17 protein-coding genes are annotated in these 19,888 nt (G+C 61.5%); 2 read left to right on the top strand and 15 right to left on the bottom strand.

Features of this window, described 5'->3' with window-relative positions:
* Window positions 1-576: 576 nt before the first annotated feature.
* The 8 genes from nhaA to B195_RS16850 all read right to left on the bottom strand — a co-directional run bounded on the left by nhaA (window position 577) and on the right by B195_RS16850 (window position 10,243).
* The gene (nhaA, locus tag B195_RS16885) at window positions 577-1,785 is read right to left on the bottom strand and encodes a Na+/H+ antiporter NhaA (RefSeq protein ID WP_003440923.1); all 1,209 of its coding nucleotides are present in this window, start codon (window positions 1,783-1,785) and stop codon (window positions 577-579) included.
* Window positions 1,786-1,969: 184 nt separating this feature from the next.
* The gene (locus tag B195_RS16880) at window positions 1,970-3,151 is read right to left on the bottom strand and encodes a fumarylacetoacetate hydrolase family protein (RefSeq protein ID WP_003440926.1); all 1,182 of its coding nucleotides are present in this window, start codon (window positions 3,149-3,151) and stop codon (window positions 1,970-1,972) included.
* Window positions 3,152-3,334: 183 nt separating this feature from the next.
* On the bottom strand, window positions 3,335-5,119 hold the full coding sequence (locus B195_RS16875; RefSeq protein WP_003440929.1) for an IlvD/Edd family dehydratase: 1,785 nt from the start codon (window positions 5,117-5,119) through the stop codon (window positions 3,335-3,337).
* 16 nt (window positions 5,120-5,135) lie between these two features.
* A complete protein-coding gene (locus B195_RS16870; RefSeq protein ID WP_003440930.1) occupies window positions 5,136-6,020 on the bottom strand; it encodes an NAD(P)-dependent oxidoreductase in 885 nt (294 codons plus the stop codon).
* Window positions 6,017-7,384 (bottom strand): MFS transporter, encoded by a 1,368-nt coding sequence (locus B195_RS16865; RefSeq protein ID WP_003440931.1) that lies wholly within the window; start codon window positions 7,382-7,384, stop codon window positions 6,017-6,019. Before B195_RS16865 ends, B195_RS16870 begins: the two co-directional genes overlap by 4 nt.
* Before the next feature lie 139 nt (window positions 7,385-7,523).
* On the bottom strand, window positions 7,524-8,495 hold the full coding sequence (gene denD, locus B195_RS16860) for a D-erythronate dehydrogenase (protein WP_003440932.1): 972 nt from the start codon (window positions 8,493-8,495) through the stop codon (window positions 7,524-7,526).
* 45 nt (window positions 8,496-8,540) lie between these two features.
* Entirely contained in the window at window positions 8,541-9,389 is an 849-nt protein-coding gene (locus B195_RS16855) for an ureidoglycolate lyase (RefSeq protein ID WP_003440933.1), read from the bottom strand.
* A 113-nt stretch (window positions 9,390-9,502) separates the two neighbouring features.
* Complete coding sequence (locus tag B195_RS16850) at window positions 9,503-10,243, bottom strand: SDR family oxidoreductase (protein WP_003440944.1); 741 nt, start codon at window positions 10,241-10,243, stop codon at window positions 9,503-9,505.
* A 106-nt stretch (window positions 10,244-10,349) separates the two neighbouring features.
* On the opposite strand from B195_RS16850, the gene B195_RS16845 reads away from it, so the two are divergent.
* Together B195_RS16845 and B195_RS16840 are read left to right on the top strand one after the other, a co-directional pair.
* On the top strand, window positions 10,350-11,306 hold the full coding sequence (locus tag B195_RS16845) for a LysR family transcriptional regulator (protein ID WP_003440947.1): 957 nt from the start codon (window positions 10,350-10,352) through the stop codon (window positions 11,304-11,306).
* Window positions 11,307-11,422: 116 nt separating this feature from the next.
* The gene (locus B195_RS16840; RefSeq protein WP_003440950.1) at window positions 11,423-12,703 is read left to right on the top strand and encodes an MFS transporter; all 1,281 of its coding nucleotides are present in this window, start codon (window positions 11,423-11,425) and stop codon (window positions 12,701-12,703) included.
* 128 nt (window positions 12,704-12,831) lie between these two features.
* On the opposite strand, the gene B195_RS16835 is transcribed toward B195_RS16840, so the two are convergent.
* The 7 genes from B195_RS16835 to B195_RS16805 form a co-directional block, all read right to left on the bottom strand.
* On the bottom strand, window positions 12,832-14,139 hold the full coding sequence (locus tag B195_RS16835) for an MFS transporter (RefSeq protein WP_003440953.1): 1,308 nt from the start codon (window positions 14,137-14,139) through the stop codon (window positions 12,832-12,834).
* 37 nt (window positions 14,140-14,176) lie between these two features.
* Window positions 14,177-15,403 (bottom strand): L-fucose:H+ symporter permease, encoded by a 1,227-nt coding sequence (gene fucP, locus B195_RS16830; protein WP_003440956.1) that lies wholly within the window; start codon window positions 15,401-15,403, stop codon window positions 14,177-14,179.
* A gap of 282 nt (window positions 15,404-15,685) precedes the next feature.
* Entirely contained in the window at window positions 15,686-16,018 is a 333-nt protein-coding gene (locus tag B195_RS16825; protein WP_003440958.1) for an L-rhamnose mutarotase, read from the bottom strand.
* Entirely contained in the window at window positions 16,015-16,791 is a 777-nt protein-coding gene (locus tag B195_RS16820; protein ID WP_003440961.1) for an SDR family oxidoreductase, read from the bottom strand. Before B195_RS16820 ends, B195_RS16825 begins: the two co-directional genes overlap by 4 nt.
* Window positions 16,788-17,651 (bottom strand): amidohydrolase, encoded by an 864-nt coding sequence (locus B195_RS16815; protein ID WP_003440964.1) that lies wholly within the window; start codon window positions 17,649-17,651, stop codon window positions 16,788-16,790. The genes B195_RS16820 and B195_RS16815 overlap by 4 nt, the downstream gene beginning before the upstream one ends.
* 24 nt (window positions 17,652-17,675) lie before the next feature.
* Entirely contained in the window at window positions 17,676-18,953 is a 1,278-nt protein-coding gene (locus tag B195_RS16810; protein WP_003440967.1) for an L-fuconate dehydratase, read from the bottom strand.
* A gap of 14 nt (window positions 18,954-18,967) precedes the next feature.
* Window positions 18,968-19,816 carry a fumarylacetoacetate hydrolase family protein gene (locus B195_RS16805; protein ID WP_003440970.1) on the bottom strand — a complete coding sequence of 283 codons (849 nt, stop codon included), beginning with the start codon at window positions 19,814-19,816 and terminating at the stop codon, window positions 18,968-18,970.
* Between the last annotated feature and the right edge of the window lie 72 nt (window positions 19,817-19,888).

Genomic DNA, 19,888 nt, shown 5'->3' with positions numbered 1-19,888 from the left:
CGATCATTGCCCAATATCCCGGGCAGGAAATGATCTCGAAAATCCCATGCTGCTCCGTACATTGCTCGTTACACCGCGCAGGTCTCGATGATTGATACGTAAGCCCGTATCAATGATGCGCTTCAGTCGCAGAGCTGCGCTGGCCGACAACGGTTCAACCGCTTTCCTGGTCCTCTCCCTTGCGCCTGCGATATCCGCCACAGTAGCGCCATCCGGGAACTCAAGGTGTGACCCATCGTTTGATCCGGAAAATGGAGTGCGGCAGCTTGGTTTTTAAGTGCTATAGGTGATTGCTCTTTGCGAGTCATGTTCAATCCTCTCCTGAGTATTTGAAAACTGCGATCCTGCAGTTTTTTGCGAAAGCTACTGCCCAACATCAGCCTGTTCGCGAGGAGCGGGAGTCTAGTAGTCAGCCGGATAATGGCAAGCACCTGCCAAAAACCCCGGACCAGCAGCGTAATGCTCAACCAGTCGCGCACTAAAAAGCCCCGCTCAGGTTAGACCTGGCGGGGCTTTGGCGGGAGGGAGCGGGTTACCCCGCAGGTGCGCCCGTGATCGGACGCACCCCGGCACGGGTCAGGCAGATGCCTTTTGACGGCCGGCCTTCATCAGTACCACGACGCCGAGGATGGCACACAGGATGGAGCCCATCAGCACGCCGACTTTCACTTCATCCACCAGATGCGGGGCCCCCGGGAATGCCAGGGCGCCAATGAACAGGCTCATGGTGAAGCCGATACCGCACAGCAGTGCCACGCCATAGAGCTGGACCCAGTTGCTACCCTCGGGCAGTTTTGCCAGGCCAAAGCGGATGGCCAGGGCGGCCAGGCCGAAGACGCCCAGTTGTTTACCCAGCAACAGACCCAGAGTGACCCCGAGCGGTACCGGGTCCAGCAGGTCACCTGGGGAAATGCCGGCCAGGGATACACCGGCATTGGCAAAGCCAAATATGGGGACCACGGCGAAAGCGACCCACGGATGCAGCTTTTCTTCGAGGTGGAGCAGAGGGGATTGGTGTTTGTGTTCCGTGTTACCCAGCGGAATGCACAGGGCAAGGATGACCCCGGCCAGTGTCGCGTGGATGCCCGATTGCAGCATGAAGAACCAGAGCAGGGCGCCGGCTATCAGGTAAGGGGCGAGTCGGCGTACACCGCAGCGATTGAGCACCACCAGCACCGCAACCACAGCCACGGAGGCCAGCAACATGCTGATGGACAGTCCGCTGGTGTAGAACAGGGCGATGATCAGTACCGCCCCCAGGTCATCGAGAATCGCCAGCGCCGCCAGAAAGATCTTCAACGAAACGGGAACCCGCTTGCCCAGCAGTGACAGTACCCCCAGCGCAAACGCGATATCGGTTGCCGCGGGGATGGCCCAGCCGCCGATAGTTTGCGAGTTGCCCCAGTTGACCGCGATATAGATCAGGGCCGGCAGCAGCATGCCGCCCAGTGCGGCAAACCCCGGAAGCGCGCGCTGGCTCCAGCTGGATAACTGGCCTGCGAGCATTTCACGCTTGATCTCAAGGCCCACCAGCAGGAAGAAGATCGCCATCAGGCCATCATTGATCCAGTGCTCGATGGAGAGTCCGGCGAGTTTGATTTGCAGGGTGGAGAAGTAGGCAGCAGCCCAGGGGGAGTTTGCCAGCAGCAGGGCTGCCAGGGCAGAGGCCATCAGGATCAAGCCACCCGCAGATTCAGCGGCGAAAAAGCGCGTGATAAACGCGAGGGAGGAAGCAGACTTGCGGGTGTTTGCGGCTTTATCCAGACGCGAGGGTTCATGACTCATAGGTGCGGCGACTCCGCGATGGCGGCCCGACCTTCGCTAAATTAACCTGCCCTGCCGCGTTGTTGCGGTGGCACCCAGCGCCGGATATTACACGAAAAGGGTTGCGGCAGGTAACACCCGGGCCGTGATGGCGACGGCCCCGAGTGCATGGCGTGCATGCGCTCGGGGTGGCGACAGTCGTCCTTTACCCCAGCAAGCCCCGGCCCGCCAGATTTTTCATCAGCGCGGCCACGCCGAATGACCATTGCGGCGCCTGGTCGCTGCTGGTCACGCGGTTGTGCAGGGCGCCCAGCTTGCCGCTGGCAATGCTCACCACGTCGCCTTCCTTGTGGGTGAAGCCCTGGCCCGGCTGGTCGCGGTCGTCGGTCGGGGCGAACAGGGTGCCGAGGAACAGCACGAATCCATCCGGATACTGGTGATTTTCATTGAGGGTCTGTTGCGCCAGGTCGGCCGGGTCGCGGCTGATCTGGCCCATGGAGCTTTTGCCATTGAGCACGTAACCGTCCCGCCCTTCGACGCGCAAGGTCACTTCGCAGCGGCGTACATCGTCGAGGCTGAAATGTTCGTCAAACAGGCGAATGAACGGGCCGAGTGCGCAAGAGGCGTTGTTGTCCTTGGCCTTGCTCAGCAGCAATGCGCTGCGCCCTTCGAAGTCACGCAGGTTGACGTCATTACCCAGGGTTGCACCATGAATCTGCCCCCGGCTGTCGACGGCCAGCACCACTTCCGGTTCCGGGTTGTTCCAGCTGGACCCGGGGTGGACACCGATTGCGTTGCCGCTGCCCACGGCGGCCAGAATCGGTGCCTTGGTGAAGATTTCGGCATCGGGCCCGATACCGACTTCCAGATACTGCGACCACATATTTTGTTCAATCAATACCTGCTTCAGACGCATGGCCTCGGGCGATCCGGGGCGCAGGTCGCGCAGGTTGTCACCGATCACCTCTTGCACCAGGGCGCGTACCTGCTCGGCCCTCAGGGCATCGCCCCCGGCTTTTTCCTCGATCACCCGTTCGATCATGCTGGCGGCAAAGGTGACCCCTGCGGCCTTGATCACTTGCAGGTCAGCGGGGGCCAGCAGGCAGGGTCTGGCCGGGTCGCGCTGTTCGCCACTGTTGGCCAGCAGATCCTGGATCGTCCCCAGGGAGTGACCGCTGATTTCACGTACTGCCTGTAACGGATTCTGTGTATCCAGCAGCAGGCTCAGGGTCGGGAACTGTGCGCTGCAGTCAATGACTTCACCGTCACGAATCACCACCACCGCCGGACCGCCGCGTACACCCGGCAAGCACACACGCCCGACCAGCGTCGCGCGCTGCCAGTCCTCAGGCAGGGAATTTTCAATGCTCAATTGCAGCGGGTTCATAAGGTCATTCCTTGAATTCATGGTGTAGCCCATAACCCGTTCCACCTCTGTAGGAGCGAGCTTGCTCGCGAGCGCTTACAAGATCAAAAGATCAAAAGATCAAAAGATCAAAAGATCAAAAGATCAAAAGATCGCGAGGCAAGCTCGCTCCTACAGGGTTCAGGGTTCCAGGGGGTTCATTGTTTAATGGGAGTGGCGCGGCGGGCCGTTTTCCGGGATCACGCGCCAGTACAGGGTGGCCGGCTCCAGGCAGCCGCCGGTAGACAACTGGCCAACCAGTTGGCGATAGAGCTCCTGCCACGGGGTTTGCGACGGCGCCAGTGGCGGCAGCGGTTCCTGGCGACGGGCGTCGAGTTCAACTTCGTCCACCAGCAAATTGACGCTGCGGGCATTGAGGTCGACCCGCAGCCGGTCGCCGGTACGCAGCAACGACAAGCCGCCGCCCACCGCCGATTCCGGGGACATGTTGAGAATCGATGGGCTGGCCGAAGTACCGCTCTGGCGACCGTCACCCAGGCACGGCAACGAATCGATGCCGGCCTTGATCAGCGCCGAAGGCGGGGCCATGTTGACCACCTCGCCACTGCCCGGGAAACCTACAGTACCGCAGCCGCGAATCACCAGAATGCAGCGCTCGTCGATGTCCAGCGACGGGTCGTTGATTCGCGCCTGATAGTCCTCCGGCCCCTCGAACACAATGGCCCGGGCTTCGAAGCTGTTGGGTTGCAACGGATCGCTGAGATAGGTGCTGCGAAAGGCTTCGCCCACCACCGACATTTTCATGATCGCGCTGTCGAAGAAGTTGCCGCTGAGCACGATGAAACCGGCGCGATGCATCAGCGGGTCTTCGTACGAACGGATCACGTCGCGGTCGCCGGTGACGGCGTCGGCCACGATCTCGCCCATGCTGCGGCCACTCACCGAACGGCAGTCGCGGTGCAGGCGACCCACCTTGTCCAGTTCATGCATCACCGCCGGCACGCCGCCCGCACGGTGGAAACCTTCACCCAGGTATTCACCGGCCGGCATGCAGTTCACCAGCAGAGGTACGTCTTCGCCGACCCGCTGCCAGTCTTCCAGCGACAGGTCGATGCCGCTGTGGCGGGCAATCGCAATCAGGTGCGGCGGGCAGTTGGTGGAGGCCCCCAGTGCCGAGGCCACGGCAATGGCGTTCTCGAATGCAGCGTGGGTCATGATGTGCGAGGGGCGAACATCTTCACGCACCAGATCGACGATACGCATGCCGGTGGCATAGGCCATTTGCCCGCGCTCGCGATAAGGCGCCGGAATGCTCGCGCAGCCCGGCAAAGACATGCCCAGGGCTTCGGCCAGGGCGTTCATCGACAGGGCGGTGCCCATGGTGTTGCAGTGGCCGACCGAGGGTGATGACGCCGTGGTCAGGGTCATAAACCCTTCGTAATCGATCTCTCCGGCGCTGAGCAGATTGCGCGCATGCCAGAGCACAGTGCCCGAACCGATGCGCTGGCCTTTGTGCCAGCCGTCGAGCATCGGCCCGCCGGACAGCACGATGGACGGCAGGTCGGTGGTCGCCGCCGCCATCAGGCAGGCCGGGGTGGTCTTGTCGCAGCCGGTGGTCAGTACCACACCATCCAGCGGGTAACCGTGCAGCACTTCCACCAGGCCCAGATACGCCAGGTTGCGATCCAGAGCGGCAGTCGGCCGGCGTGACTGCTCGGCAATCGGGTGCACCGGAAACTCCATCGGAATGCCGCCCGCATCGCGGATGCCATCCTTGACCCGTTTGGCCAGTTCGATGTGATGCCGGTTGCAGGGCGTCAGGTCGCTGCCGGTCTGGGCGATCCCGATGATCGGCCGCCCCGATTGCAGTTCGGCGCGGGTCAGGCCCTGGTTCATGTAACGCTCTACGTACAGCGCAGTGAGATCGGCATGGCTGGGATCGTCGAACCACAGCTGACTGCGCAGGCGGCGAGGGGTTGATTCGGTCATGACAGGCTCCAGCAGATTATTCAGGCAATTGATTGTGGCGGCGTAACTGGCGGATCAGCCCGGCGTGGTCGAGTTCACCGTCACCGGCTTCGATCATGGCCTGGAACAGGCCATCCACCAGGCTGCCCACCGGCAGGCTCAGGCCCAGCTTTTGGGCCTGGGCGAGGGCAGTGCGGGTGTCCTTGAGTTGCCATTTGGCCGGGCCACCGGGAGTGAAGTCGTTGTCGAGCATGCGCTGGCCGTGCTGGCGCCAGATCGGCGAATCGACAAAGCCTCCCAGCAGCGCTTCGTGAACCTTGACCGGGTCGGCACCGCCGCGTTCGGCCAGCAGCAGGCCTTCGGCGACGGTGGCGATGGTGCTGGCGACGATCAGCTGATTGACCAGTTTTGACAATTCGCCGGTTCCGGCCGGGCCTACGTGGACCGGACGGCCCATGGCCGCCAGCACCTGGCGCCCCTGTTCAAAGGCCGCCACTTCACCGCCGACCATGATCGCCAGGCTGGCTTCACGCGCCCCGCGCTCACCGCCCGACACCGGCGCGTCGAGGTAGTGCAGCCCCAGGGCAGCACACTGGCGGGCCTGCTCCACGGCGCTGTCCACCGCAATTGAACTCATCACAATGACCAGCGCCCCGGGGGCCAGAACCCGTGCAGCGCCGCCTTCGCCGAACAGCACCTCATCACAGGTCGGGCCATCGCTGAGCATGCAAACCAGCACCTGGGCGCCTTTGGCCGCCAGAGCCGGGGTCGGCAGTACCTCGGCGCCATGGGCAGCCAGTTCCTGGGCCTTGGCCGGCGAGCGGTTCCAGGCCCGTACCGGATATCCGGCCTGTAACAGGTTGCGGGCCATGGGTTTGCCCATGATCCCGGTGCCGATAAACCCTACGGTCGCCAGACTCATGCTTTACCTCCTGCGGCTGCGGGGATGGCGCTGCCAATCTGCGACACCTTGTTGCGCGGCATCAGCACCATGCCCAGACCACCGGCGCCCACCAGTGCGGCGATCACCAGGAAACCCGGGGTATAGCTGCCGGTTACGGTGAACAGGTAGCCGGTCAGATATGGGCCGACAAAACCGCTGAGGTTACCGATGGAGTTGATCAGGCCAATCCCTGCGGCGGCTCCGACCCCGGTCAGCACTTGCCCCGGCACTGCCCAGAACACGTTGATGGCGCTGTACACACCCATGGCCAACAGGATGAAGCCGATGACGATGATCCACGGCTGGTTGAGCCACAGCGCGACCGCGATGGACACGGCGGCCAGCATGGCGGCACCGCCGGCATGCCAGTGGCGTTCTTGCAGACGGTCCGAACGACGGCTCCACCAGATCATCGCGACGGCGGCGACGGCGTAAGGAATGGCGGTGATCAGACCGTTCTGCATCAGGCCGATCTCCAGCCCGAACGAGCCGCGGAACGATGCCAGCACCGTGGGCATAAAGAAGTTCATCGCGTTGGAGCCCGAGGTGATGCCGAAATACACCAGCGCCAGCAGCCAGACCTGACGGCTGCTCAGTGCCTTGAGGATCATCTGGCCTTTGGTTGGTTGCAGGCCCACCACCAGCGGTTTGTTGCGTTCTTCCTGTTCCAGGGTGCTGATCAGCCAGTTGCGCTGCTTGTCGGTCAGCCAGTGGGCATCGGCCGGGTGGTCAGTGAGGTAGAAATAGCAGACCACACCGAGAATCACCGCGGGTACGGCCTCGACGATGTACATCAGGCGCCAGCCGACGAAGCCCCAGGCATCGCCCAGCTCCATCAGGCCCACCGACAACGGGGCGCCAATGATTTGCGCGATGGGTACGCCCAGGTAAAAAGTGGCGATCATGCGGGCGCGGTAACGGCTCGGGAACCACAGCGACAGCAGATAAATTACCCCCGGGAAGAACCCGGCTTCAGCAATACCCAGCAATACGCGCAGGGAGATGAAGTGCACCGGCGTCTGCAGGAAGCCCATGGCCCCGGCGATGATGCCCCAGGTCACCATGATCCTGGCGATCCAGACCCGGGCGCCGTAGCGGTGCAGCAGAATGTTGCTCGGCACTTCGAACATGAAGTAACCGAGGAAGAAAATCCCGGCGCCCAGGCCATAAATGGTCTGGCTGATACCGATGTCTTCGTTCATCCGCAGGGCGGCGAAACCGACGTTGTTGCGGTCCAGAAAGGCGACCACAAACAGCAGGATCAGAAAGGGGATCATGCGTTTCGTAACGCGTTTGATCGTCTGTTGTTCGATGTCCGAGACATCGGTGAGTGGAGTGGTCATATCGCACGGCCTCAGTTTTTTATTGTTGTGAGTAACGTGAACCTGTTGTGCAGTGTTCTGTAGGAGCGAGCTTGCTCGCGAGCTCTTCAAGATCTAAAGATCGCGAGCAAGCTCGCTCCTACAGGTTATAGGCGAGGTCTCAAACGGCAGTGTCTTCAATATGCGCGCGCACGATGGCGTCGAAATCGGCGTCGGCAGTGAAGCCCAGGGCGCGGGCGCGGGGCGCCTCGACCTTGCTCGGCCAGCTCTCGACGATGCGCTGGATGGTCGCGTCCGGTTCCCAGCGAATCAGTTTGGTCACTTGCTCACCCGCGACCCGTTGCAGCGCCGAGACCATGTCGTGAACGGTGGTGGTCACACCCGGCAGCGGGATGATCCGTTGATTGCCCAGGGTCTCTGGCGACAGGGTCATGCCCAGCAGCATTGACTCGATAATCCGCCGTGGCGAGGTCAGGTAGACCTGGGTGTCCGGGCGTACCGGGCAGACCGCAGGCAGGCCCACCAGCGGCTCGCGGATAATCGAACTGAAGAACGTCGATGCCGCCTTGTTCGGTTTGCCGGGGCGTACTGCCACCGTCGGCAGGCGCAGCACGCGGCCATCGACAAAGCCCTTGCGGGCATAGTCGGCCACCAGCAGTTCGCCCACGGCTTTTTGCATGCCGTAGGACGATTGCGGGGTGAGTACCGTGTTGTCGTCGACCACCTCCGGCAGCTCGCCACCGAAAACGGCGAAGCCGCTGGCATACACAAAACGCGGGGCGTTGCCCTGTTTGCGCAGGGTTTCGAGTAACAGCATCAGGCCGTGCAGGTTGACCTGCATACCCAGGTCGAAGTCGGCCTCGGCAGCCGAACTGACCACCGCTGCCAAATGCCACACCAGGTCCACGCCGTCGGTGACCCGGGCAATCACTTCGGGGTCGGCTACATCGCCGGTCACCAGTTCGATACGCGGGTCGACGGGGAGGTCTTCACCGGCAAAGGTGTCGAACAGCACGATGCGCTCGATCGCACGGGGGGCCTGGCCTTCAAGCGTCAGGCTGTTGAGTTCGAGCAGGCGTTGGGCCAGTTGTTTGCCGATGAAGCCGGTACCGCCAGTGATCAGAATCCGCATGTGTTGCTCCTGTTTCTTATGATTATTTTCAAGGCCTGCTGTGGGTCAGTCAGCCTGTACCGTGCGCTGGCGTTGCTCGCCGAGACCGCTGATGCCCAGGCGTATTTCCTGCCCGGGACGCAGATACACCGGTGCCGGTTTTACTCCCAGGCCCACGCCCGGCGGAGTGCCGGTGGAGATGACATCCCCCGGTTGCAGCGACATGCAGCGGCTCAGGTAAGCAATCAGGGCCGGGATCTGGAACACCATGGTGCGGGTATTGCCGTTCTGGTAGCGCTGTCCGTCGACCTCAAGCCACAGGTCAAGCTGGTGCGGGTCGCTGATTTCGTCGCGGGTGACCAGCCACGGGCCGAGGGGGCCGAAAGTGTCAAAGCCCTTGCCCTTGTCCCAGGTGCCGCCACGTTCCAGTTGCCACTCGCGTTCGGAGACATCGTTGATCACACAAAACCCGGCCACGTGGTCCATGGCATTGTGTTCATCGATATTGCGTCCGCCTTTGCCGATCACCACGCCAAGCTCCACTTCCCAGTCGGTCTTGGTCGAGTCGCGGGGGATCTCGACGTTGTCGTTGGGGCCGCAGATGGCGCTGGTCCATTTACTGAACACCACCGGTTCCGATGGCACATCCAGGCCCGACTCGGCGGCATGATCGGCATAGTTGAGGCCGATGCAGATGAACTTGCCGACCTGTCCGACGCAGGCGCCAATGCGTGGCGAACCGCTGACCAGCGGCAGGCTGCAAGGGTCTATTTTGCCCAGGGCGGCCAGGCTTGCGGCATCCAGTGCCTGGCCGGCTACATCGGCGATGTGTGCCGACAAATCTCGAATCTTGCCCTGGGCATCCAGCAGCCCCGGTTTTTCCTGACCTTTCTCGCCGTAGCGCAGCAGTTTCATAAAAACTCCTTCATCCAATAAGAAAAACGGTGCCTGCAGGAGCGGGCTTGTTCGCGAGCGTTTTCAAGCCAGAGCTCGCGAGCAAGCTCGCTCCTGCAGAGGATTTATGCATTTCAGTTACTCATCCCGCCATCAATCACCTGGGTGGTGCCGGTGGTGTAGGCGCTGGCGTCGCTGGCCAGATACAAGGCCAGGCGGGCGACTTCTTCGGCGGTGCCGATGCGGCCCATGGGTTGGCGGTCGACGAATGCCTGATACACCTCGGCTTGCGTACGGCCCTGTTCCAGCGCCTGTTGGGCAATGCGCTGGCGCAAGGACGGCGAGTCCACCGTGCCGGGGCAAATGGCATTGCAACGGATACCCTGGCGCACGTAGTCCGCGGCCACCGATTTGGTCAGGCCGATAACTGCGGCCTTGCTTGCGGTGTAAGCAAAGCGGTTGGGTACGCCTTTTACGCTGGAAGCCACCGAGGCCATGTTGATAATGCTGCCACCGCCCGCGGCCAGCATGCCGGGCAGGAAGGCGCTGATCATGCGGTACATGGCCGTGACATTGAGATCGAAGGAGAACTGCCAGGCCTGTTCGTCGCAGTCCAGCAGTGCGCCGCTATGAACGTAACCGGCGCAGTTGAACAGCACGTCCACCGCTCCGACCTGCTGGCAGACGGCAGCGATGGCCGCAGGTTGCGTCACGTCCAGTTGCAGCACGCGGATCCCGGGAATGTCCTGCAGTGCCTGAATGTGCAGGTCGGTGGCAATGACCTCGGCGCCTGCATCGCGGAATGCGAGCACCGATGCCAGTCCGATTCCCTGAGCCGCAGCGGTGATCACTACGCGTTTATTGGCAAGGTTCATGGGCGGTTTCCATTGTTTTTATTTAGCGCGACCGGTTCACCCTAATATTGCTTCTCGATAATCGCCAATGAGATATTCTTAAGTCTCAATAACCGGAGGTTATCGGATGGCTGATGTCGGATTTAATCAACTGTGCAACTGGCTGCGCTATCGCCATTTGGTGCTTATAGACACCCTGGCGCGCACGCAAAACATGCATGCCACCGCCCATGAAATGAACATCAGCCAGCCCGCGGTGAGCAAGATGTTGCGGGAGATCGAGCACCAGCTGGACTTTGAAGTGTTTGCGCGCTTGCCACGCAGCATGTCGCTGACCGATCTGGGCAGTCATGTGGCCCGGTTTGCCCAGATCGCATTGAATGACACCGGGCAGTTTGTCGGTCAGATCAATCATTTGCGCCAGGGCGGCCATGGCCTGCTGAAAGTCGGCACCATCTACGCCGCCACGGCTTTGGCCGTTCCGGCGGCCATTGTGCGGGTCAAACAAGACTGGCCGCTGCTCACCTTGCAGGTGCTCGAGGGCACCAGCGCCAACATGCTGGCCATGCTCGAACACAAGGAGCTGGACGTGGTGGTGGCCCGCTTTACCCTCGACCGTCATCGTGAACTGTTTGATTTTCAGGCCCTGGCGCCGGAGCCGCTGTGCCTGGTCACGGGCAGCCAGCACCCGCTGGCCGGGGCCAGCGAAGTACCGCTGGCTGATCTGGGCAGTTGGCCGTGGGTGATTTACCCCACGGGCACGCCGATGCGCATGCGGGTGGAGCAGGCCTTTGTCGAAGCGGGCATGCAGACCCCGGAAAACACGGTAGAAACTGTATCGCTGCAAACGACCATGCAACTGCTGCAAACCACCCCGACGGTGGCGATGCTGGCAGAGTCGATGGTGGAGCCGGAAATCCGCGCCGGGCGCTTGACCCGCCTGGCGCTGCCGTTTCCGCTGGTGCTGGCCGATTACGGGGTCATTACCCGGCGCAACGAAGTAGCGCAATGGTCCGCGAAAGCCTTTATCGATGCACTTTTGAGTGGCCCGGATGCTCTGCGTGGTCCCCCCCAGACGCCTTGATAACTCGAGGTTATTAGTCGATCGAATCATGTGATTGGGCAGTAACCGGGACGCCAACTACAGTGAGCAACGCTCCACCTGTCGGGCAGGAGCGCAACCGCTCACGAGAGGCGTGCATGAAAACAATAAAAACCTACAAAAACCTGACGATCTTTTTCCTGTTCCTGATTGGCGTGGTCAACTACCTGGACCGCAGCGCCTTGTCCATTGCCAACACCACCATCCAGCACGACCTGGCCATCAGCCCCATGCAGATGGGGGTAATGCTCTCGGCCTTTTCCGTGGCCTACGCCTTCTCGCAGTTACCCCTTGGCGCCTTGATCGACAAACTCGGCAGCAAACTGGCGCTGGGTGGATCCCTGGTGGTGTGGTCGGTGGCGCAGGCGGCATTCGGCCTGTTCAGCAGCTACGGGCATCTGGTGGGGCTAAGGGTATTACTGGGGATTGGCGAAGCCCCGGTGTTTCCTTCGGCGGCCAAGGCCTTGTCCGAATGGTTCGACACCCAGGAACGTGGCACGGCCACCGGCTGGGTCTGGTCATCGACCTGCATCGGGCCATGCCTGGCGCCACCATTGCTGACTGTATTCATGGTTCATCTGGGCTGGCGCGGGATGTTCATCCTCACCGGCGTCATGGGGCTGTTGCTGGCGGTGTGCTGGTTCAAATTCTACAAAAGCAAAGCCCAGTACATGGCTGAGACGGGCCGCGCCGAGCCGGTGGCGGTGCAACAGAAAAAGGCGCCGAAGGTGGCCTGGACCTCACTGTTCAGAGACCGCAACACCTGGGGTGCGTTTCTCGGATTCATGGGCGTGATCTACATGATCTGGCTCAACCTCACCTGGTTGCCCGGTTACTTTGAGCGCGAACACGGCCTGGACCTGTATCGCACGGCGTGGGTGGTATCCCTGGCCTATCTGTTCGGCGCGCTGGGCACCATCGTGGCCGGCAAGTGCTGCGACCGTCTGGTGGCGCGCGGCATGCGGGTGCTGGCCAGCCGCAAATTGATGGTCATCCTTGGCTTGCTCGGCGGGGCGCTGTTCACCCTGATCGTCGCCTTCACCACCAACGTTGTGGCCTGTGTGGTGCTGCTGTGCCTGACCATGTTCTTCATTAACATCTCCAGCGCCACGGCGTGGATGATCGTCAACACCATCGTGCCCTCGGAGCGGGTGGCGTCGTTCGGCTCGATCCAGAATTTCGGTGGTTATCTGGCGGGCTCCGTGGCGCCGATCCTGACCGGCTTCAGCGTGCAGCAGAGCGGCTCTTTTTCCACGGCGTTCGTGATCAGCGCGGTGGTGGCGGTGTGTTCAGCGTTTGCCTACTTCGCGCTGCTCAAAGAGCCGGGTGTACCCGTAGAACCGCGACTCAAGCCGGATGGCGCACCGGCAGCGGCCTGAAAGCGAACTTCTGCAGGCGCGAGTTTCTTGTCGGAACGAGCTTCTTGTAGGAGCGAGCTTGCTCGCGAGCTCTTCAAGGGCTCGCGAGCAAGCTCGCTCCTACAGGGGGGGCAGGGGGGGGTGGGTTTTTAACCCGGTGACTGCACCGTCTGCGCGCCGTCGGCCTGCTTGCCCGCCCTTGCCGAGCGCATCAACATCAAGGCTCCCAGCAACGCCATAGCGGCCAGGAAGTACATGCCCGCATGGGGGTTGTTGAAGTGTTGCTCAGCCCAGGTCTTGACCGTTGGCGCGAGGAAGCCGCCGAGGTTGCCCAGGGCGCCGATCACCGCAATCCCGCTGGCCGCTGCCGCACCCCCCAGAAAACGGGTTGGCAAGGTCCAGAACAGCGGTTGCACCGTGATGAATCCGGCTGCCGCGACACAGAACGCCAGAATTACCAGTGGCAAGCTGCCGCTCAAGGTCGAGCCGACCATGCCCACCGCTGCCAGTGCCAGCATGATTGCCGCGAAGCGGGTTTGCTGGCCTTTGCGGTCGGCATGCCGGGTCACGGCATACAGCATGATCACTGTGGCGATCCACGGGATCGACGTCAGCAGGCCTACCTTCAGGCCAATGCCGGTGCCCAGCAGCTCGGCGATCCGGGTCGGTAGATAAAACAGCACGCCATACACGCTGACCTGAATCGTGAAGTAGATCAGGGTGAAGTACAGCACCTTGGGGTTGATCAGCGCGGCGCGCCACGAAGACGGGCCTTTGTTGGCTTTGAGCTGTTGCTCTTTGTCCAGCTCGTGTTCGATGGCAGCCTTTTCATCGTTGCTCAACCACTTGGCGTCCCGGGGTTTGTCGGTCAGGTAAAAGAACGCAAACACGCCGATGACCGAGGCCGCGAGGCCTTCGGTGAGAAACATCCATTGCCAGCCGGTGAGGCCGAACTGCGCAGACTCCAGCAGCCAGCCCGACACCGGGCCGCCCACCATCAGCGACACCGGCACCCCGAAGTAGTAAATGCCATAGGCCGAACCGCGCTGGTTCTGCGGGAACCAGTAGGTCAGGTACAGCACCACCCCCGGCGACAGGCCGGCTTCGGCCACCCCCAGCAGAAAGCGCAGAATGTAGAAGCTGGTTTCGTCGTGGGCAAACATCATCGCCGCCGACACCAGGCCCCAGGTGACCATGATCCGGCTCAGCCAGATACGCGCGCCGACCTTGTGCAGCATCAGGTTGCTGGGTACTTCAAACACCGCATAGCCGATGAAGAAAATACCCGCGCCCAGCGCAAACGCGGCGTTGCTCAGGCCGGTGTCTGCCTGCAAGGCGTGTTTGGCAAAGCCGATGTTGGAGCGGTCGATGATTGCCATGGCAAACATCAGTGCGACAAAGGGCAGGATGCGCCAGCGGATTTTGCTGAGTGCTTGTTGCAATACGGGGTTGGACATGAAGTGCTCCGTTTGTTTTTTTTATGGAGTACAGCAATCAGATTTTTTTCAGGGCCGCACGGGCATAAGCTGCGACGATCACAAAACAGCCCATCGGCAACAGATAAGCCACGGCGGTGGACGAGTGGTCGGCCACCAGCCCCATCACGTAGGGCAGCAACGCACCGCCGACAATGGCCATGATCATGAACGAGCTGCCGCGCTTGGTATGCGCGCCCAGATTCTTCACGCCCATGGCGAACAGGGTCGGAAACATGATCGACATAAAGAAGAACATCGCCACCAGTGCCACCACCGAGACGCCTTCAAACCCCAGCACCACAACCATGCAGAGTGCGACGTTGATCAGCGCGTAAATCAGCAGCATAAGCTGGGCATTGACCCGGCCCATCAGCCAGGTGCTGAAGAAGCGGCCGAACATAAAACTGAGCATGGCCACCGACAGCAAATACGCGGCTTGCTGGCTGCTCATCTGCGCCCAGTGTTCGGTCACGTAGTTGATGAAGAACGCGCCGACGCCGACCTGCGCGCCGACATAGAAGAACTGGGTGATGACCCCGGTGACGAACTCGCGGTGCTGCCACAGGGTTTTGGGGTTGTGCTGCTGAACCTCGGCTTCCTGCTCGCGCAAGTCGGGCAGCGGGGTACGGGCAATCAGCACAGCGACCAGCAGCACCATCGCGGCAATGACCAGATAGGTCATTTGCAGCGATTGCGTGGTGTCGGCGCTGTTGGCGCCGCTGAAGAACAGTGCACCGCCAATCAATGGACCGAAAAACTGCCCCAGGCCATTGAACGATTGCGCCAGATTCAAACGTCGCTCAGCGCCCGCAGGTGAACCCAATACCGTGGCATAGGGGTTGGCGGCGGTTTCCAGGCAGCCCAGGCCGCAGGCAATCACAAACAGGGCGAACAAAAAGAACTGAAAGCTCTGCGCGGCGGCGGCCGGCATGAACAGCAGGGCGCCTGTGGCGTAGAGACACAGACCGAGGAGGATACCCGCCTTGTAGCCGTACTTGTCCATCAGCAAACCGGCGGGCAGGGCGATCAGAAAATACGCCCCGAAGTACGCGCTTTGCAGCAAGCCCGATTGCGCCTTGCTGACGTGCAGGGTTTCCTGAAAGTGCTTGTTCAGCACGTCCAGCAGGCCATAGGACAGGCCCCATAGAAAGAACAGGCAGGTCACCAGAATCAGTGCCCAGCGATAGGACGTAACCCCACGGACAATGGGCGGTGCTGCGACGTTCGAGTGCTTGAATGACATGGCGCATCTCCTTGTTATTGTTGTTAGAGCGTTGTATCTGCCGGCATGAATCACCGAATCACCTGTAGGAGCGAGCTTGTCTCGCGATCTTTTGATCTTGAAAGCTCGCGAGGCAATCTCGCTCCTACAGGGTTATGTGAGGCTGAAAATCCGGGTCATTGGTGCTTACTTCTCTGTCTGTTGTTTTTAGAGCGTTGTATCTGCCGGCATGAATCACCGAATCACCTGTAGGAGCGAGCTTGCCTCGCGATCTTTTGATCTTGAAAGCTCGCTCCTACAGGGTTATGTGAGGCTGAAGATTCGGGTCATTGGTGCCCATTTCTCTGTCGGTGGTGTCCAGGGCGTAGGTTGCTGAAAGCGCCACATCAGTGCTTCCCATTGCTGCACGTTGGGGTCGCTGGCAGCGGCCTGTGCAAACGCGTCGCTACTGAACTGCGGGCCGGTGTCCATGACCATGAACAGCCGTGTACCCAGGCGCCAGATCTGCATGTCCAGTACGCCATGGCGGTGCAGGTGGGCGCTGATCTGTGGCCAGATCCGTTGATGCAAGCGCTCGTATTCGGCAATCAGCGCCGGGTCGTCGATCAGGTCCAGGGCCAGGCATTGGCGGTTCATGTCAGCGCCCGGTCGAGGTGGGTGTAGCCGCCATCCACCACCAGCCATTGGCCAGTGGTGTGGGAGGCGCGTGGCGACAACAGAAACAGCACGCTGTCGGCGATTTCTTCGCTGGTGGTCATGCGTTGGCCGAAGGGGATCTTTTCGACGATGCTCGCCAGCTTGGCCTCGGAGTCGGCAAAGCTGCTGATCCAGCGCTCGTAGAGCGGGGTCATGACTTCGGCCGGGATCACGGCGTTGACCCGTATGCCATCAGCCAGTAAAGAGGTGGCCCATTCCCGGGTCAGCGACAGTTGCGCACCTTTGGCCGCGGTGTAGCCGCTGGTGCCGCCTTGCCCGGTGAGGGCGGTCTTGGAACTGATATTGACGATGGAACCGCGGGTGGCCCGCAGCGCGTCAACGCACAGGTGGGTCATCAGGTAGTAGTGGATCAGGTTTTTTTCCAGGGATTCGACGAACGCCGAACGCCCGGCTTCAAGCCCCACGCTATCGTTGACCCCGGCGTTATTGACCAGCCCGTCGATGCGCCCGAAACGCTGCAACACGCTGGCGACGGCGGCGCGGCAGGCGTCTTCATCGCGCAATTCGACCTGGATGAACAGACTTTGCGCGCCACGCTGATCCAGTTGCCGCGCCAGTTCATCGGACAGCGGGCTGTGGCCGAAAATCACCGGGATCGCACCTTCGTCAGCCAGGCCCAAAGAGATGGCTGCACCAATGCCCGAGCCACCGCCGGTAACGATAAAAACCTTGTCCTGCAGATAAAGATTCATTGCTTCACTCCTTCAATCCCGTAAATGGCGCAGGCATTGCCACCCCAAACCGCTGCTTGCTGCGGCGCACTCAAACCCTGCAGCGCGCTGTCGACCAGGCTGCAGGTATCGGCGTATTGGCTGGCCAGCAGGCACACCGGCCAGTCCGAGCCAAACATCAGGCGCTCGGGGCCGAACAGCTGCAGTGCGGTGTCCAGATAAGGCGTCAGTTGTGCGCTGTTCCAGTGTTGCCAATGGGCTTCGGTGATCAACCCCGACAGTTTGCAACTGACATGGGGCAGGGCGGCCAAGGGGGCGAGTTGCCGGGCCCAGGTTGGTAAATCGTTGGCCTGTACATCGGGTTTGCCCAAGTGATCGAGCACCATGGCGTGCTGGTCGTGCTGTTGGCACAAAGCGGTTGCAGCGGGTAAATCCGCAGCCTTGATCAGCACTTCATAGACCAGCCCCCGGCGTTGCAAGGTGTTCAACCCCCGGTTAAACGCCGGGTTTTGCATGAAGTCGGCCGGCGCGGGTTCGTCTTGCAACTGATGACGAAAGCCTCGCAAGGCCGGCGCTTGCGCCCAGCGTTCCAGCGACTGTTCAAGGTCGGCGGCGCACAGGTCGACCCAGCCCACCACGGCGTGAATCCACGGGTAGCGTTCAGCCAGTGCCAGTAACTGATCGGTCTCTGTTTCGCAGGCCCGGGCTTGCACGGCAATGCAGCCGTCGAACCCGGCTGCGTCCAGCAACGGGCGCAGATCAGCGGGCTGGAAATCCCGGCGCAAAGCGCTCATGTCACGGCCGATCCAGGGATAGGCCGCGGCGTCATAGCGCCAGAAGTGCTGGTGTGCATCGAGCCGTAGTGAGGGTGAGGACGACATTGTTATTGTGCTCCGTCCGTTGGTTTAGCCCCGATAGCGGTACTGTTCGCGGGACGCGGCTTTCATCTGGATCGAGAACCCCGGCGCCTGTGGCGGCATATAGGCCGCGTTGCGAATCACGCACGGGTCTTCAAAGTGCTCGTGCAAGTGATCGACAAACTCCACCACCCGACCTTCATGGGTGCCGGCCAGACACAGGTAATCGATCATCGACAGGTGCTGCACGTACTCGCACAGGCCAACCCCGCCGGCGTGCGGGCACACCGGCAAGTTGTACTTGGCGGCCATCAGCATCACGGCCAGCACTTCGTTGACCCCGCCCAGGCGGCAGGCATCGATCTGCACCACATCAATCGCTTCACGCATGATCAGTTGCTTGAACACGATGCGGTTCTGGCACATCTCGCCGGTGGCCACTTTGACCGGGGCCACACCGAGGCGGATCTTGCGGTGGCCTTCGACGTCGTCCGGGCTGGTGGGCTCCTCGATAAACCAGGGGTTGGCGAACGACAGTTCACGCACCCAGTCGATCGCGGTATCGACTTCCCAGACCTGGTTGGCGTCGATCATCAACTGGCGATCCGGGCCCAGCACTTCACGGGCAATGCGTACGCGGCGAATGTCGTCCTGCAGGTCGTGACCGACTTTGAGTTTGACGTGGGAGAACCCGGCATCGACCGCTTCCTGGCACAGGCGGCGCAGCTTGTCGTCGGCATAGCCCAGCCACCCGGCCGAGGTGGTGTAGCAGGGGTAGCCGTTGGCTTCGAGCAGTGCCAGGCGCCCGGCTTTGCCGTGGGCGCGTTCGCGCAGCAAGGTCAGGGCTTCGGCGGGTGTGATGCAGTCGGTGATGTAGCGGAAATCAATGCAGCGCACCAATTGCTCGGGGCTCATGTCTGCCACCAGGCGCCATACCGGCTTGCCTTCGGCTTTGGCCCACAGGTCCCAGGCGGCGTTGACCACGGCGCCGGTGGCCAGGTGAATTGCACCCTTGTCGGGGCCGATCCAGCGCAGTTGGCTGTCGCTGGTGACGTGGCGCCAGAAACGCCCCATGTCTTCGGCGATCCACTCCAGCTTCAAGCCCACCAGCAGGCTGGCCAGGGCCTTGATCGAAGCGCAGCAAATTTCGTTGCCGCGGCCGATGGTGAAGGTCAGGCCGTGGCCTTCCAGACCCGGGGTATCGGTTTCGAGAATCACATAGGCGGCGGAGTAGTCCGGGTCCGGGTTCATCGCATCCGAACCGTCCAGGGATTGCGATGTGGGAAAGCGAATATCTTCAACGCGTACGGCGGTAATGGTGGTCATGGCGCAGCTCCCTGTCACTCGGCATTCACGGTGCGTTGGTTTTGTTCCCCAAGGCCGGCGATGCCCAGGCGGATTTGCTGGCCGGCGTGCAGGTACACCGGCTCGGGCTTGATGCCCAGGCCGACCCCGGGCGGGGTGCCGGTTGAAATCACATCACCGGGTTGCAGGCTCATGAACTGGCTGAGGTAGCTGATGATTTTCGGGATCTGGAAAATCATCGTCCGCGTGTTGCCGTTCTGATAGCGCTTGCCGTCGACTTCCAGCCACAGGTCGAGCTGATGCGGGTCGGCGATTTCATCCCGGGTGACCAGCCACGGGCCGAGCGGGCCGAAGGTGTCACAGCCTTTGCCTTTGTCCCAGGTGCCGCCCAGCTCCAGTTGGAACTCGCGCTCGGACACGTCGTTGATCACGCAGTAACCGGCTACATGCTCAAGGGCGTCGCTTTCGCTGATATAGCGCCCGCCCTTGCCGATGACCACGCCCAGTTCGACTTCCCAGTCGGTTTTACGGGAATTGCGCGGGATTTCGATATCGTCGTCGGGGCCGACAATGGCGCTGGTCCACTTGCTGAACACCACCGGCTCAGCCGGGATGGCGGCGCCGGTTTCGGCGGCGTGGTCAGCGTAGTTGAGGCCGATGCAAATGAACTTTCCGACCTGGCCGACGCAGGCGCCAATGCGTGGCGAGCCTTGTACCAGCGGCAGGGTCGATGGGTCGATCTCTTGCAGGCGGGCAATGCTTTGCGGGCTGAGGCTGTCGCCTGCGATATCCGGGATTACGGCGGACAAGTCGCGCAATTGACCGTTGTTATCAAGCAGGGCGGGACGTTCCTGGCCTTTGTTACCGATGCGCAGCAGTTTCATGAAAATTCCTTTATCAATTATCAAGTCCCTGTAGGAGCGAGCTTGCTCGCGAGCTTTTTTCAAGATCAACAG

This window comes from Pseudomonas sp. Lz4W (genome assembly GCF_000346225.2).
GTDB classification, from domain to species: Bacteria; Pseudomonadota; Gammaproteobacteria; order Pseudomonadales; family Pseudomonadaceae; genus Aquipseudomonas; species Aquipseudomonas paraversuta.
Note: the sequence above shows the minus strand (reverse complement) of the source record. Positions and strands in the feature narration are given on the sequence as shown.

Excerpts from the sequence above, each read along its gene's own strand:
- fucP (WP_003440956.1), bottom strand. The coding sequence starts at position 15,403 with ATGTCATTCAAGCACTCGAACGTCGCAGCACCGCCCATTGTCCGTGGG.
- B195_RS16875 (WP_003440929.1), bottom strand. The coding sequence starts at position 5,119 with ATGACCGAATCAACCCCTCGCCGCCTGCGCAGTCAGCTGTGGTTCGAC.
- B195_RS16840 (WP_003440950.1), top strand. The coding sequence starts at position 11,423 with ATGAAAACAATAAAAACCTACAAAAACCTGACGATCTTTTTCCTGTTC.
- B195_RS16825 (WP_003440958.1), bottom strand. The coding sequence starts at position 16,018 with ATGAACCGCCAATGCCTGGCCCTGGACCTGATCGACGACCCGGCGCTG.
- B195_RS16845 (WP_003440947.1), top strand. The coding sequence starts at position 10,350 with ATGGCTGATGTCGGATTTAATCAACTGTGCAACTGGCTGCGCTATCGC.
- B195_RS16815 (WP_003440964.1), bottom strand. The coding sequence starts at position 17,651 with ATGTCGTCCTCACCCTCACTACGGCTCGATGCACACCAGCACTTCTGG.
- B195_RS16835 (WP_003440953.1), bottom strand. The coding sequence starts at position 14,139 with ATGTCCAACCCCGTATTGCAACAAGCACTCAGCAAAATCCGCTGGCGC.
- B195_RS16810 (WP_003440967.1), bottom strand. The coding sequence starts at position 18,953 with ATGACCACCATTACCGCCGTACGCGTTGAAGATATTCGCTTTCCCACA.
- B195_RS16880 (WP_003440926.1), bottom strand. The coding sequence starts at position 3,151 with ATGAACCCGCTGCAATTGAGCATTGAAAATTCCCTGCCTGAGGACTGG.
- B195_RS16855 (WP_003440933.1), bottom strand. The coding sequence starts at position 9,389 with ATGAAACTGCTGCGCTACGGCGAGAAAGGTCAGGAAAAACCGGGGCTG.
- denD (WP_003440932.1), bottom strand. The coding sequence starts at position 8,495 with ATGCGGATTCTGATCACTGGCGGTACCGGCTTCATCGGCAAACAACTG.
- B195_RS16805 (WP_003440970.1), bottom strand. The coding sequence starts at position 19,816 with ATGAAACTGCTGCGCATCGGTAACAAAGGCCAGGAACGTCCCGCCCTG.
- B195_RS16820 (WP_003440961.1), bottom strand. The coding sequence starts at position 16,791 with ATGAATCTTTATCTGCAGGACAAGGTTTTTATCGTTACCGGCGGTGGC.
- B195_RS16850 (WP_003440944.1), bottom strand. The coding sequence starts at position 10,243 with ATGAACCTTGCCAATAAACGCGTAGTGATCACCGCTGCGGCTCAGGGA.
- B195_RS16865 (WP_003440931.1), bottom strand. The coding sequence starts at position 7,384 with ATGACCACTCCACTCACCGATGTCTCGGACATCGAACAACAGACGATC.
- nhaA (WP_003440923.1), bottom strand. The coding sequence starts at position 1,785 with ATGAGTCATGAACCCTCGCGTCTGGATAAAGCCGCAAACACCCGCAAG.
- B195_RS16870 (WP_003440930.1), bottom strand. The coding sequence starts at position 6,020 with ATGAGTCTGGCGACCGTAGGGTTTATCGGCACCGGGATCATGGGCAAA.